The sequence below is a fragment of the Longimicrobium sp. genome, from assembly GCA_036377595.1.
GTDB lineage: Bacteria > Gemmatimonadota > Gemmatimonadetes > Longimicrobiales > Longimicrobiaceae > Longimicrobium.
The window spans coordinates 88,183-102,956 of record DASUYB010000143.1; the positions used below are offsets into that span (position 1 = coordinate 88,183).

General features: G+C 70.9%; 8 protein-coding genes. 7 read left to right on the forward strand and 1 reads right to left on the reverse strand.

What is annotated here, in order from left to right; all coding sequences use genetic code 11:
- Positions 1-133 precede the first annotated feature (133 nt).
- Positions 134-3,490, reverse strand: a complete 3,357-nt coding sequence (gene mfd / locus VF092_25620) for a transcription-repair coupling factor (protein HEX6750692.1) — start codon at positions 3,488-3,490, stop codon at positions 134-136.
- A gap of 293 nt (positions 3,491-3,783) precedes the next feature.
- On the opposite strand from mfd, the gene VF092_25625 reads away from it, so the two are divergent.
- From VF092_25625 to VF092_25655, 7 genes are all read left to right on the forward strand, one after another.
- Positions 3,784-4,293 (forward strand): DUF6036 family nucleotidyltransferase, encoded by a 510-nt coding sequence (locus VF092_25625; protein HEX6750693.1) that lies wholly within the window; start codon positions 3,784-3,786, stop codon positions 4,291-4,293.
- Positions 4,290-5,048, forward strand: a complete 759-nt coding sequence (locus VF092_25630; GenBank protein HEX6750694.1) for a hypothetical protein — start codon at positions 4,290-4,292, stop codon at positions 5,046-5,048. The genes VF092_25625 and VF092_25630 overlap by 4 nt, the downstream gene beginning before the upstream one ends.
- A 76-nt stretch (positions 5,049-5,124) precedes the next feature.
- Positions 5,125-5,553, forward strand: coding sequence for a hypothetical protein (locus VF092_25635; protein HEX6750695.1), 429 nt, complete (start codon positions 5,125-5,127; stop codon positions 5,551-5,553).
- 214 nt (positions 5,554-5,767) lie between these two features.
- Positions 5,768-7,081 (forward strand): DUF4384 domain-containing protein, encoded by a 1,314-nt coding sequence (locus VF092_25640; protein HEX6750696.1) that lies wholly within the window; start codon positions 5,768-5,770, stop codon positions 7,079-7,081.
- Between the two features lie 50 nt (positions 7,082-7,131).
- Positions 7,132-8,688, forward strand: a complete 1,557-nt coding sequence (locus VF092_25645; protein ID HEX6750697.1) for a M20/M25/M40 family metallo-hydrolase — start codon at positions 7,132-7,134, stop codon at positions 8,686-8,688.
- Positions 8,689-9,247: 559 nt separating this feature from the next.
- On the forward strand, positions 9,248-11,668 hold the full coding sequence (locus VF092_25650) for an ATP-dependent DNA helicase RecQ (protein ID HEX6750698.1): 2,421 nt from the start codon (positions 9,248-9,250) through the stop codon (positions 11,666-11,668).
- Positions 11,669-12,391: 723 nt separating this feature from the next.
- Positions 12,392-14,698, forward strand: coding sequence for a vanadium-dependent haloperoxidase (locus VF092_25655; protein ID HEX6750699.1), 2,307 nt, complete (start codon positions 12,392-12,394; stop codon positions 14,696-14,698).
- Positions 14,699-14,774: the final 76 nt, after the last annotated feature.

Here is a 14,774-nt window from a genome sequence, read left to right on the forward strand (position 1 = left end):
ATCGGCGCGGGACCCCGGGGAGCGTCCCGTCGCTCGGGAAAAGACTTCGCCGCGACCTGCTTTTCAAGTGCCCAGTGCCCAGTGCCCAGGAACAGCGTCCCATCACTGGGGCACTCGGCACTGGGCGCTTTCTTCACGCCGTCAAGCTCGAATCCCCCGCCAGGTCCTTCATCGCCGCCACGATGGTGGTGACGATGGGCTCGGTGCCGTGGCGGGTCAGCGTCAGCGACAGCGGCAGCGGGCGCCGCACGTCGACCGCGAACTGGTAGTGCGTCAGCGTCTTCTGCAGCGGCGCCATCCGCGGCACCACGCCCGTGCGGAAGTTCAGCCGCACGTCCCACGGGCGGACGAGGATGCGCTCCACCCCCAGCTCGCCGCCCAGGAGGCGCAGCGACTGGGTGGCCAGCAGCGTCTCCACCTCCTCGGGGAGCGGGCCGTAGCGGTCGCGCAGCTCGCGGCGGATGGCGTCGACCCCCTCCACCGTCTCCTCGCGGGCGAGGCGGCGGTAGAAGTGCAGCTTCTGCGGCTCGTCGGGCACGTAGTGGTCGGGGATCAGCGCGGCGCCGTCGACCGACACCTCCGCGATTCCCTTCTGCGGCTGCTTCCCGTTCCCCTTCAGCTGCTTGATGGTGTCTTCCAGCAGCCGCAGGTAGGTGTCGAGCCCCACCGCGTGCACGAAACCGCTCTGTTCGGAGCCCAGGATGTTACCCGCCCCGCGAAGCTCCAGGTCCTTCAGCGCGATGCGGTATCCGCTCCCCAGCTCGGTGTAGTGCTCCAGCACCCGTAGCCGCCGCTCGGCGTCCTCCTGCACCTCGTCGGGGATGAGGAGATAGCAGAAGGCGCGGTGGTGCGATCTCCCCACTCTCCCGCGGATCTGGTAGAGCTGGCTCAGGCCGAACTGGTCGGCGCGGTTCACGATCAGCGTGTTGGCTCGGGGCACGTCGAGCCCGCTCTCGATGATCGCCGTGGCCACCAGCACGTCCACGTCGCCGTCGAGGAAGCGCGTCATCACCTCCTCGAGCTCCTTCTCCCTCATCTGCCCGTGGGCGACGGCCGTGGAGGCGTCGGGGACCAGCCGCTGCACCTTCTGCGCGACCGCGGTGATGGTCTCCACCCGGTTGTGCACGAAGAACACCTGCCCCCCGCGGTCCAGCTCGCGCCGGATGGCGTCCTCGATGATCGCGTCGGTCCACGGCAGGACGTGGGTGATCACCGGCTGCCGGTCGCGCGGGGGCGTCTGGATCAGGGTCATGTCCCTGAGCCCCAGCAGCGAGAAGTGCAGCGTGCGGGGGATCGGCGTGGCCGTCAGCGTCAGCACGTCCACCGTCTTGCGCAGCTGCTTCAGGATCTCCTTGTGCTTGACCCCGAAGCGCTGCTCCTCGTCGATCACCAGCAGCCCCAGCTCGCGGAAGCGCACGTCGGGCGACAGCAGGCGGTGCGTGCCGATGACGATGTCGACCTTGCCGTCCTCCAGCCGGTGGAGCACCTCGGCCTGCTCCTTCGCGGTGCGGAAGCGCGAGAGCGCCTCGATGCGCACGGGGAAGTCGGCCAGCCGCTCGCTGAAGGTGTGCAGGTGCTGCTCGGCCAGGATCGTGGTGGGAACGAGCACCGCCACCTGCCTCCCGTCCTGCACCGCCTTGAACGCCGCGCGGATGGCGATCTCGGTCTTCCCGTAGCCCACGTCGCCGCAGATCAGGCGGTCCATGGGGCGGGGGCTCTCCATGTCCTTCTTGACGTCTTCCGTGGCCTGCCGCTGGTCGGGCGTGTCCTCGAAGAGGAAGGCGCTCTCCATCTCCCTCTGCCAGCGCGAGTCGGCGGAGAAGGCGAACCCCTTCTCGGCGCTGCGGGCGGCGTACAGCTCCAGCAGCTCGGCCGTCATCTCCTGGATGGCCTTCTGCGTCTTCTGCTTGGCCCGCGACCACTCCTTGCCGCCGATGCGGTGCACCTTGGGCGCGGCGGCCTCCTCGTCGGCGTCGCTGACCCAGCGCTCGATCAGGTCGACGCGATGGACGGGGACGCGCAGCAGCTCGCCGCCGGCGTACTCGATCACCAGCGTCTCGAACTCCTCCTCGCCCAGCCGCACCCGCTCCATCCGCCGGAACTGGCCGATCCCGTGGTCCATGTGCACCACGTAGTCGCCCGGCTTGAGCGCCGCCACGCTCTCCAGCGCCGCCCCGCCGCGGAACCTCCGCTTTCTGCGCAGGCGGCGCGTGCGGCGGAAGATCTCGTGGTCGGTCAGCAGGCGGAGCGGGGGAGACGCATCCGCGAGGACGAAGCCGCCGGAGAGCGAGCCGATCCCCAGCTCGGTGTAGCGGCTGACCTTGAACTCGTCGAGCAGCTCCTGCAGGCGCTCCAGCTGCCCCTGGTTGTCACAGAGGATCAGCGTCTGCTCGCCGCGGCCGGCCGCGCCGCGCAGCACCTCGCCCAGGCGCGGCATGTCGCGGTCGATGGGCTCCGGCGGAAGCGCGCGGAAGCGGAAGGTGGCCCGCACCGCCTCGCCGCCCGCCTCCTCCACGAACAGCTGGGGAAGCCGCGCGAGCCGCGCCCCCGCCTCGTGCGCGGGGAGGAAGAGCCGCTCGGGGCGCTCCGGCCGCGTCCCCCGCTTCGCCTCGGCCTCGTGCAGGCGAAGCACCTCGCTCCAGGTCCGCTCCAGCTCGGGCCTTGTGCCGCTCCCCTCCAGGTGGACGACGACCGTCTCGGCGGGGAGGTAGTCGAGCAGCGACTTGCGCTCCGGCTCGCCCCCGTCGGGCGACGGCGCCGCGTGCGACGGCGTGCCGCCGCCTTCGGCCGCGGGGCGGAGGTCCACGGGCAGCAGCTCCAGCGTGTCGACCGCGCGGACGGAGAGCTGCGTCAGGATGTCGAAGAAGCGGACCGACTCGATCTCGTCGCCGAAGAACTCGATGCGCGCGGGCTCGGGGGCGCCGAAGCCGAACACGTCCACGATCCCCCCACGCAGCGCGAACTGGCCCACCTCCTCCACCGTGGCCGCGCGCTCGAACCCCATCCCCTCCAGCGTCTGCGCCAGCTCGGCCAGGCGGATGGTCTGCCCCACCCGCAGTTCCAGCCGCAGGTCGTCGAGCCCGTGCACCGCGGGCGACAGCTCCTGCATGGCCCGCGCGGTGGTGACCAGGATCGACGCGCGGCCGGAGAGCAGCGCCTCGAGCGCCTCCACGCGCGCGCCGCCGATCTCCAGGTGCGGCTCGGCCTCCTCGTACGGGAGCGACTCGCGCTGGGGATAGAGGTAGACCGAGCCCTCGCCCAGGAGCGCCTCGAGGTCGGCGGTGGCCTGCTCGGCGTCTTCCGGGCGCGTGGCCACCAGGACCCAGAGCCGTTCGCGGCGGGCGCGGTGCAGCGCCGCGGCCAGCACCATGGGCGCCGACCCCGCCAGCCCCGCGGCCACCACGCGCTCGCCCGCGCGGGGAAGCGCGTCGGCCAGCTCGCGGAAGGCGGGAACGGTCCGGAAGGAGTCGATCAGCAGCGGGTGCGGCACAGCCTTTCGATATCGGGAGCCCGCGGAAACGCACGAACGCCCGCCGCCCGGCCGGGACGACGGGTTCTGCGCGCCGGAAGACCGCCACGAACGAGCCGCGCGGTCGCGGGAACAATCCTGTAACCTACCGCCGCGCGCGAGGCCACGTCAACCTAAGGGTGATTCGATTCGCGTTCGCGCAGCATCTTGCTCCTGTATCGAAAAAACTATATACATCAGAAGTGAGGAGAGTCTCATCTGGAATATTGAGGAGAGTCTCATCTGGAAGAGATGGGTGGTGAAGGAGGGGCGCCATGGTGAAGGCAGAGATGCTGGACGCGCTGCGGGAACTTGGGTCTCTTTGCCCAGCGGAGACGGAGGTGGTGGTGATCGGCGGCGGCGCCGCGATCCTGCGCGGATGGCTGGCGCGCGCGACCGTGGACATCGACGTGGCGGCCGCGCAGCCGGCGCTCGCGAGCTTCCGTCGCGGGATCGCCGAAGTCGCCGAGGCGCTGGGGCTGCCCGAGGGGTGGATGAACGACGGCGCCAAGGCGTTCGCGCGCGTGCTGCCGCCCGATTTCACCGAGCGCCTGGAGCACGTCTGCACGTTCGGCGGCCTGACGGTGAAGACCATCAGCCGTCGGGATTTCGTGCTGATGAAGCTGTTCGCGATGCGCGCGGAAGACGTCGAGGACCTGCGCACGCTGGCGCCCACGCGCGAGGAGCTGGAATTCGTGCGAAACGAGCTGCCGCGCCTCGCGGCGTTCGAGCCGAAGCGCGCGCACCTGATCGAATTGTACGTGGAGCAGGGAGGCGGATTGTGACGACGCGGGACCTCCACGCGGACTGGGCCCGGATCGGCGGCGGCTTCTCGGTCGAGCCGTCCAGCTCGCCCGTGGACCTCGAGGCGCTGATCATGGGCACGCTCGCCGCCGCTCCCGCCGACGCGCGGCTCTTCTGGGTGGCGGCCAGCTGGCTGGCGGTGCACCACAACCTGGTGAACACGCGCCGGCTCTCGCATTCCCTGCATTCCGCCGGCATCCGCGATCTCGCGGTGGCGGGCGCGATCCTCTCCGTGGCCCGCGAGGCGGCAGGCTCGGCCACCCAGCTCGATTCGGCGCTGAAGCACTGCAGGCCGCTCGGCGACCCGCAGCCGCTGTTCGACATCATCGCCGAGAGCCCGTTTCTGACCGCGAAGGCGCGCGACGGTGCGCTGGACGTGTTCGCCGCGTGGGGCTACTGGCAGGACGAGATCTCGCTCCGCACCGATGCGATCCGCCCGGTGCAGTGGGTGCTGGCGCACTGCCCCGAGTTCCGCAGCCGCGCCATCCTGGGCGCCGCGCTCGAGGCGGAGGTCGTCGACCTCGTCTTCCTGATTCCCCTGAGCGTCCAGGAGATCAGCGAGGTGCTGGGGGTGACCTATTCGGCGGCCCACAACGCGGCGGGCCGCCTCCTCGGCCGCGGCTGGCTGCGCAAGACGCGCCGGGGGCGGCGCCTGGTGCTGGCGCTGCGCGACGAGATCCGCGCGTGGTACGAAGCTTACCCGACGGAAGCGGGGAGCGCGCTCGGAACGGCGTGAATCCTTGACTTCGCCGGAAGGGGAATTAGGGTGCGGTGGGTGCCTGACGCCGGCATCATCATGCGGGGAGACCGGGATGTGGGGACACGACATGCGGTTCGTGTGCGCCCGCCGCGGAGAGCTGTGGTACGTGACGGTGTACGGCGACTACGGGCTCGAGGTGGCGAAGGTTGCGTACAGCGCGATCGTCGACGCGTGCACCGACGGCGGGCCGTGCCGCGCGCTCCTCGACTGCCGGATGGTGGAGGGCTCACCCACGACACTCGAGCGCTACGATTTAGGCGAGCACGTGGCGCGCGAGAACGCCGCGTTCCAGGAGCGCGGCCGCGCCACCCTGCTGCAGGTGGCCTTCCTCTGCGTGGCCCCGCTCCTGGACCTGAACCGGTTCGGCGAGACGGTGGCCCGCAATCGCGGCGCGTACGTCAAGGTGAGCGACGACATGGACGAGGCGCTGCGCTGGCTCGGCTTCTCGCCCAGGGGGGAGCGCATCGCCGCGGGGGTGTGACCGCGCCCGGGCGTCCCGTCTCCTCATCCGTCGGCGTCCCTGCCCTGTCCCCTCGCTCCCTCCGGCTCGTCCCCGCGCGGGGACAGAATGCGGCCGCGCCTCCGTTCAGGAATCGCCTAAGTCCAATCCCAGCAATGGATTGAGATTGTATACAGGATCGGAACGCCGCTTGCTCTCCGGACGGGCAGCTTCCTGCACCACCCGGAGACACACCATGCGCAACCCCATCGCCGCCGCCCTGCTCCTGCTGACGTTCGGCGGAGCCGTGGCGGCCGCCCGCCCGGCGGCCGCCCAGGACGGCGCGCTCCATCGCGCGGACGACGCCTACGAGGCGCGGCGTTCCGACGATCAGGACGGCTACGGCTCCACCCGCGACGACCGCTACGGCGGCGGCTACCAGCGCGGCCCCACCGTGCGCGTGTGGCTGGACAACGACCGCGACCTGTTCTATCCCGGCGCGCAGACGCGGGTGATGGTGCGGCCCAGCCAGGACGCCTACGTGGCGGTGATGCACATCACCCCCGACGGCGACGTGGAGGTGCTGTGGCCGCGCAGCTACAGCGACGACGGCTTCCTCGAGGGCGGCCGCTCGTACGCGTTCGGCAGCCGCACCGGCGGCGCGTTCCTGCGCGTGGGCTACGGCTACGGGCTGGGCTACGTGTTCTCCGTGGCCAGCGACGAGCCGCTCGACCTGCGCCGCGTGCGCGACTACTACTATCGCCGCACCGTAGGATGGGACGCGTCGCTGAACGTCTACGGCGACCCGTTCCACGCGATGGAGCGGATCGCGCGTCTCCTCGTCCCCGACTACGACGACGGGTACGGCTTCCTGGACTGGTACAGCTACTCGGTGGGAAGCAGCCGCTACTCGTTCCCCCGCTACGCCTGCTACGACAGCTACGGCTCGTGGTACGGGAGCCGCAGCCCGTACTACGACGGGTGCGACCGGGTGCGGGTGTTGCTGCGCGAGGTGCCCTACTATTATGACACCCGCTACTACCGGGGCGACCGCAGCCGCTACTGGCGCCGCTACTACCCGGGCGACTACGCCATCCGCCGCGACCCCGAGCACCGCTACAAGGAGGGCGACGGCGCCCGTGGCGTGGCCCGGTCGCCCAACTACCGGCCCTTCACCCGCTCGGGCGACGCGCCGCCGCCGCGCTCGGGGAGCAGCGCCCGCGACGACCAGCAGGAGCCGCGCGGCACCACGCAGGAGCGGCCCAGCCGGCAGCGCCCCACCCTGCAGCGCCGGCCGGAGGAGAGCGAGCCGGTGCGGGTGAGCCCGCGCAGCGAGCCGCGCTCGCAGGAGCCGCGCGAGCCGCAGACGCGCCGCTCCGAGCCGCGCAGCGAGCCCCGGAACGAGCCGCGCGCCGAGCCTCGCCGCGAGCCCCCGCCGTCGCGCAGCAGCGAGCCGCGCTCGGAGCCGCGCAGCAACCCGCGCTCCGAGCAGCCGCGGCGCGAGTCGCCGTCGTCCGGTGGGCGCTCGCCCAGCTCGGTCTCGTCGCCCCGGGTCCGGCCAGAGTCCTGAGGGAAGGAGGGCTCCGGGAGCATCCACACCGCATCAGGAGCCCTGCTTCGATGACCCGACGTCCGTCCGCACTCCTTTCCGCCGCGCTGGCGATCCTCGCCGGCGCGGCGCCGTCGTATGCCCAGGCGCCGCGCCCCGCGCCCACGCCGCCCGAGGTGGCCGCGGCGGCCAACGTCATCACTGTCGAGGACGCCCGCGCGCGGCTGGAGTTCATCTCCAGCGACCTGATGCGGGGCCGCGACACGCCCAGCCCCGAGCTGAACATCGTCGCCAGCTACCTGGTGTCCAACTACAAGGCGATGGGGTTCGAGGCGGGCGGCGAGGGCGGGACCTTCTTCCAGTGGTATCCCTACGGGCTGCGCCGGCTGAACACCACCGCCGCGCGCTTCGGGGCGCAGGGGCGCGAGGCTGTGGCGTTCACCGCGGGGCGCGACTTCTGGACGGCGGGGGGGACGGCGCAGGACGTCTCGGGCGCGCTAGTCTACGTGGGCCGCGCGGCGGACGGGTCGCTGGCGCCGGGGTCGCTCGCCGGCCGCATCGCCATCGCCGCGATCCCGGGCGCGTCGACGCGCGACTGGCGGCTGGAGCGCAACCGCATCCGCAACGCCGCGCGCGGGGCGGGGGCCAGCGCGGTCGCATTCGTCCTGGCGCCGGAATGGACGGCGGACTCGATCGCGAAGTATGCGGCGCTCTCCGCGCGGCCGTCGCGCAACGTGGGGACTGATCCCGCATATCCCCAGTTCTACCTGGGGCAGGAGGCGGCGGGGCGGCTCTTCCGCGCGGCGGGGATGGATCTGGCGCAGCAGTGGACGGCCGGCGCGGCGGCGGGCTTCCGCCCCGTCCCGCTGGCGGGGGTGACGGCGACGGGGTCGCTGCCGGTGGAGCAGGTGGACCAGGCGCGCGCACCCAACGTGATCGCGGTGTGGCCGGGGAGCGACCCGGTGCTGCGCAACGAGTACGTCGTCCTTTCCGCGCACATGGACCACGTGGGGGTGGGCGAGCCGGTGAACGGAGACTCGATCTACAACGGGGCCGACGACGACGGGTCGGGGACCACGGGGATCCTCGAAGTGGCGCGCGCCTTCCAGTCGATGGGGATGCGGCCGAAGCGCTCGATCGTGATCCTGCACGTGAGCGGCGAGGAGAAGGGGCTGGTGGGGTCGGAATGGTTCTCCGAGCACCCCACGATCCCACTGGACCGGATCGTGGCCGACATCAACATCGACATGATCGGCCGCAACAACCCCGACAGCGTGGTGGTGATCGGGAAGCAGTACTCGTCGCTGGGGACCACGGCCAACGCGGTGCAGCGCGCGCATCCCGAGCTGCACCTGACGCTCTCGGACGACCTGTGGCCGCAGGAGCGCTTCTTCTTCCGGTCCGACCACTACAACTTCGCGCGCAAGGAGATCCCGGCGATCTTCTTCTTCAGCGGCACGCACCGGGACTACCACCGCCCCAGCGACGAGGTGCAGAAGATCGACTTCGACAAGCTGACGCGGATCGCGCGGATGGCATTCTTCACCGCGTGGGAGGTGGCCAACGCCCCCCAGCGCCCGCAGTGGGACCCGCGCGGGCTGGCGGAGGTGCGGGCGATGACGAGGTGAGATTAGTGCCCAGTGCCAAGTGCCCAGTGCCCAGTAGAAGAGGTGCTGAGTGCTGAGTGCTGAGTGGACGCGGGGCTCGTCGGGAGTGACGGGTCCCGCGTCGCATTCAGGGGATGCTCACCCCAGGCACCATCGTGGCTCCCGCGCTGAGTTCTCCCCTCCCCTGCGCAGCGGGGGAGGGGCCGGGGGAGGGGGCCAGCCGGGCGGGCAGGATGCTTCCATATCGCCGCCGAAGCTGCTCGCGGCGCTGAGGTCTCCCCCTCCCCCAGTCGGTTTTGGGGGAGGGGGCCGGGGGGGAGAGGGCCATCGCCTGGCGGGCAGGATGCCGTCGCTCCACGCACAGTCCAGTGACGATCCGCGTCTCCTCGCTCCCGCAATTCGTCGCATCGTGATCTTCACGCCACAACAGTCTGTACATCTTTCGCCGCTTCCGTTATCGTTCCCGCCTTCACGACAATCGCACGGAACACACGCATCTCCAGGGGCGCCGAACCGGCCCGCGGCACACGGGTACGGGAGCGCGCCGAACCGTCCACGCACCACCCTTACGTCGTCCGCCGTGACCGACACCGCCGAGGCAGCCGTATCGCCCGACAGCGCGCTCGACGCCGCCCGCGAGGTGCTGCGCCGGTACTGGGGCTACCCGGACTTCCGCCCCGGGCAGGACCAGGCCATCCGCAACGTCCTGTCCGGCGGCGACTCGCTCACGGTGATGCCCACCGGCGGCGGCAAGAGCATCTGCTACCAGGTGCCGGCGATGATGCAGCCCGGCGTGACGCTCGTCGTCTCGCCGCTCATCTCCCTGATGAAGGACCAGATCGACGCGCTGGAGGCGCTGGGGATCCCCGGCACCTTCATCAACTCGTCGCTCTCGTTGTCCGAGATGAACGCCCGCCTGGCCGCGGCCGAGCGCGGGGCGTACAAGCTCGTCTACGTGGCCCCCGAGCGCTTCGACTCCGACGCCTTCCAGCATCGCCTGGCCGCGCTCGACGTCTCGCTACTGGCCGTCGACGAGGCGCACTGCGTCTCCGAATGGGGGCACGACTTCCGGCCGAGTTACCTGCGCCTGGGGCGCGTCCGTCGTCTCCTGAAGGACCCGCCGATCGCCGCGCTGACGGCCACCGCGACGGAGGAGGTGCGGCGCGACATCGTGCGCCAGCTCGGCCTCCGCTCTCCCCGCGTGCTGGTCACCGGCTTCGACCGCCGCAACCTCGTGTGGCACGTCCTCCGGGCGAAGAACGACTCGGAGAAGGACCGCATCCTCCTCAAGCTCCTTCGCGGGCGCGAGGGCTCGTCCATCGTCTACGCCAGCACGCGCAAGAGCGTCGACGCGCTCACCGGGCTGCTGAACGGCGCGGGCGTCCCCTGCGTGGGCTACCACGCCGGGCTGATGGACCGCGAGCGCAAGTCCGTGCAGGACCGCTTCATGAGCGGCGACGCGCGGGTGGTGGTCGCCACCAACGCGTTCGGGATGGGGATCGACAAGAGCGACGTGCGCATCGTGGTGCACTACAACATGCCCGGCAACCTGGAGGCGTACTACCAGGAGGCCGGGCGCGCCGGGCGCGACGGCGGGCCGTCGGACTGCGTGCTCCTGCACGCCTATCCCGACCGCTTCATCCACGAGTTCTTCACCGACGTCTCCAACCCGCCGCGCGACGCGGTGGAGCAGGTGCTGCGCGTCCTCCGCCGCGACGCGGACGCGCGCGGCATCTGCACCACGCCGGCGGACGAGATCGCGCGCGAGTTGAAGAAGCACCTCAAGGCCGACAAGCAGGTGGCCAGCGCCGTCCGCGTCCTCGAGCAGCACGGCTTGGCGAAGGCGAGCACCGCCGGCGGCCAGGGGGTGCGCCTCCGCCTCCTCGCGACGCCGTCGCGCATCTCCGGCGAGCTCTCGGGGCGGGAGACGGAGATCAATTTCCTGCGCGCGCTGTGGAAGGCGGGCGGGGGGGAGAAGGTGTACCGCGGCGCCGAGGTGGAGTGGCGCGTCCTGGGCCGCGCGGCGGGCGGCGAATCTCCCGTGGACCTGCTCGACCGGCTGCAGGACGAAGGCTTCCTCGAGTGGCAGCAGGGCGGGGAGGGGGTGTGGGTGATCGACCGCAAGACGCCCATCCCCCAGCTGCCGATCGACTGGCGCGCGCTGGACGAGAAGCGCGAGCGCGACATGCGCAAGCTGCAGAAGATGCAGATCTACGCGTACACCAAGGACTGCCGCCGCGGCTTCGTGCTGCAGTACTTCGGCGACGCGGCGGCGATGAAGCACTGCGGCGCGTGCGACAACTGCCTGGCCGAGGAAGAGCGGCTCACCGCGCGCCACGGCATCGAGCTCGACCGCGACGAGCCCCCGCGTGAGCGCAAGAAGAAGGACCGGCTCCCCCTCGATTTCCGCCGCGACCGCCGCGCCGCGCGCCGCGACGGATACGACCTGTCGCGCGACGGGGTGCTCACGGTGCAGGCCGGCCCCGACCTGCTGCGCGGCCACCTGCGCCGGCTGCGCAAGGAGCTCGCGCGGCGCCATGACGTCCCCCCGTTCATGGTGATGTCGGAGGAGGTGCTGAACGCCGTCGCCCAGGCGCAGCCGGACTCGCCCGAGGCGCTGCTCGGCGTGGAGGGCGTCACGCCGCGCCTGCTGGAGCGCTTCGGCGCGCCGGTGATGGAGCTGCTGCGCGCCCACGCCAACGGCGAGACCCTTCCCGACCTCGCGGACGAGCCGCGGCCGCGCCGCGCTTCGCCCGCGTCGTACGACGATCCCACGCCCGAGCAGTCGGCGCTCTACGGGAGGTTGAAGCAGCTCCGCACCGAGCTGGCGCGCGAGCTGAAGCAGCCCGCGTACTGCGTGTTCTCCGACCGCACGCTGATCGCCATCGCCCGCGACCATCCGACGACCGAGCGCGAGCTGCTGGCCGTCAGCGGCGTGGGACCCGCGAAGCTGGAGAAGTTCGGGGAGGCCTTCCTCCGCGTGCTGCGCGATGAAGCCTGATCCGACGGAAGTGCGTGAGTGCGGAAGTGCGTGAGTGCGGAAGTGCGTGAGTGCGGAAGTGCGTGAGTGCAGAAGTGCGTGAGTGCGCTCGATCGATGCGCGATTGCGGTCTGAGCTGACGGCAGCGCACTCACGCACTCACGCACTCTCGTCCGTGTGCCCAGCGTGACAATGACTTCGCGACGCCCGGCACGGGTTGACACGCCGCCGCCGTCCGTTTAGATCTCACGGCAGACGGAACGAGATGGAGCGCAGACGACGCTCCCCCGCCGGCACAGCGTCCGGACGAGGGAGCGTTTCTCATTGCTCCCCGAATCCCCCGCCAGACCGGCGGACGCAGCAACCGAATCGCGTGGAGATCCGGGACCGCGAGGCCCCCGCCCGGCAGAGTGCCGGTCGGGGGCCTTTCGTGTTTCGGAGCCGAAACAACACACCGGGCCGCCTCACGCCCCTGTCCGCCAGAGCGCGGGCGGGGGCGTCGTGCGTCCGCGGAACCAGAGACGGCGAGACAGACGGGGTCCCAGCCAGAGCCCCTGCACCCGGCAGAGCGTCCGGGCCCACCGACCCGGCCAGCGCGCCGGGGGAGAGGATGCGGTCCACCCGGAGCCAGCGGTCGCCACCCGCGCCGCGACGGGAGACAAGGCCGCGCCGGAGCAGGGATCGGCCGCCGCGCACCACGGCGCGGCGGCGGCGAAGGGACGCATGGCAGAGGAGCAGTCAATCATGGCGAAGGCACACACGCTCGTCGACAACTTCGGCGACAACGCGATCGACACCGCGAAGTGGAACTCGTTCGGGGTGCCCTGGGCCGGCCCGTTCGAGGTCAACCAGCGCCTGGAGATCCGCGCGGTCAGCAGCGGCAGCAACGTCTACGGCGGCATCGTCTCGGTGGCCAGCTACGACCTCACCAGCTCGCAGGTGGCGGTGGAGCTGGTGCGCCCGCTGCGCAACACCAACGGCGCCGAGACGTACCTGCACCTGGTGAACGCCGCGGGCGACAACCTGTTCTTCAAGGTGCAGGACGGGATCTTCTACTGCACCAGGAAGGCGGCGGGCGCCACCTCGTCCACGCACCTGGCCGAGGTCTACTACGACCGCACGCGGCACCGCTGGATGCGCATCCGCGAGCAGCTGGGGATCGTGTACTTCGAGTACTCGGCCGACGGCTGCGAGTGGACGCTGCTGATCTCCATCCCCACCCCGTGGGACGTGACCTCGGTGAAGATCGAGCTGGCGGCGGGCACCTATACCCCCGCGGCCCATCCGGGGGTGGCCATTTTCGACAACCTGAACGCGTACGACACCTCCCTCACGCGCCGCGTGGAGGAGCGCCGGCTGTCCGCGCGCGACGTGCGCGTGGAGGCCGCGGAGCTGATGGCCGAGCGGCGCCACGACGAGCACCACAACAACAACGACGAGGTCAACTATCCCGCCAATCCGTACATCGGGAACTACTCCAAGAGCCTGAAGCACGACTCGGTGGGCGACCCCGATCCCGCCTCGTACGGCACGCTGCTGCGCGCGCTGCAGAGCGAGGACCCGGCGGACTTCGAGGAGATCCAGCTGGCCTCGTCCACCGCGGTCAAGCTCACCAACCCGCAGACGGGGCTCACCTTCGACCTGGAGGGGCCCGATCCGCAGGAGGTCACCCAGCCGCCGGCGCCGCGCTTCGACAGCCGGGTGGCGGCCAACGAGATGGGCGAGCTGTACTGGATGGCGGTGGCGCGCGACATCCCGTTCATCAACTACGGCACCGACGCGACGATCAACAGCGCCACGGGCTCTCTGAACGGCGAGTTCGGGGAGTTCGGCGGCACCACTCCGGTCACGGCGCAGAACATCTTCCGCGGCATCTACCCGGGCGAGCAGATCGGGCCGTACGTGTCCCAGTACCTGCTGAAGGGGAACGTCGACACGCGCAAGCCGGCGGGGCAGGGGCGCAACGCCGTCGACGGGTTCATCTCCTACGGCTCGCGCACCATCGACCAGCGGCTCTTCCCGGCCACCGCGAACGTCGACTACCTGACCACCTTCACCCCCTGGCTCGACGTCCAGAACGGGTGGGACAAGCGCGGGCTGGACACCTTCGACACCACGAAGCGCTTCATCCGCGACCTGCGCGGCGGCGCCACTTTCGTGCACTTCGACCAGGTGCTCGACGCGTGGTACAACGCCGCGTGGATCCTGATGAGCGAGCCCACGGGCGACCAGTCGACCACGGCCACCGGGCGGCCGCAGATCGACCTGGAGTTCCCCAAGGACCAGGGGAACCCGTACGACCCGCCGGGAACGGCGATGGACAGCAGGACGCAGGTGGGGTTCGCCACCTTCGGACAGACGCACCTGCTGCAGGTGCTGGCCGAGGTGCTGGGGCGCGCGCTGCGGGCGGTGTGGTACCAGAAGTGGTACGTCCACCGTCGCCTGCGCCCCGAGGAGTTCGGCGGCCGCATCGACAACCACATCACCGGGCGGCGCACGTACGTCGTTCCCGGCACCACCACGCCGCTGATCCACGCCAGCATCCTGCAGTCGCTGCAGACGGGGATGCTGTCTCCGTACTACGGCGGGCAGCCGGGCGACAAGTTCCCCTCCTACCTGCTCCCGCAGGCGTACCCCGAGGGCGCGCCCACGCACCCGGCGTACGGCGCGGGGCACGCCACCGGGTCGGGCGCGATGGCCACGATCCTCAAGGCGTTCTTCGACGAGAGCACGCCCATCGAGAACCCGGTGCAGGCCGACGCCGCCGGCACCACGCTGGTGGCCTACACCGGCGCCGACGCCACGCAGATGACGGTGGGCGGAGAGATCAACAAGCTGGCCGGCAACATCGCCCTCTTCCGCAACGCGGCGGGGGTGCACTGGCGCACCGACTACACCGAGTCGCTGCTCCTGGGCGAGGCCATCGCCATCGGGCTGCTGCAGGAGATGAGTCTCGGCTTCAACGAGGACGACGCCTACTTCGAGCTCACCCGCTTCGACGGCGTCAAGATCCGCATCTTCGACGGCAAGGTGATGCTGCCGGTGGTGTGATCGGGCGGTGATGATCCTGCGTCCCCGTCCGCCGGACGGGCGGGGATGCGGGATCGAAAACGGAGAGACGCGGGGC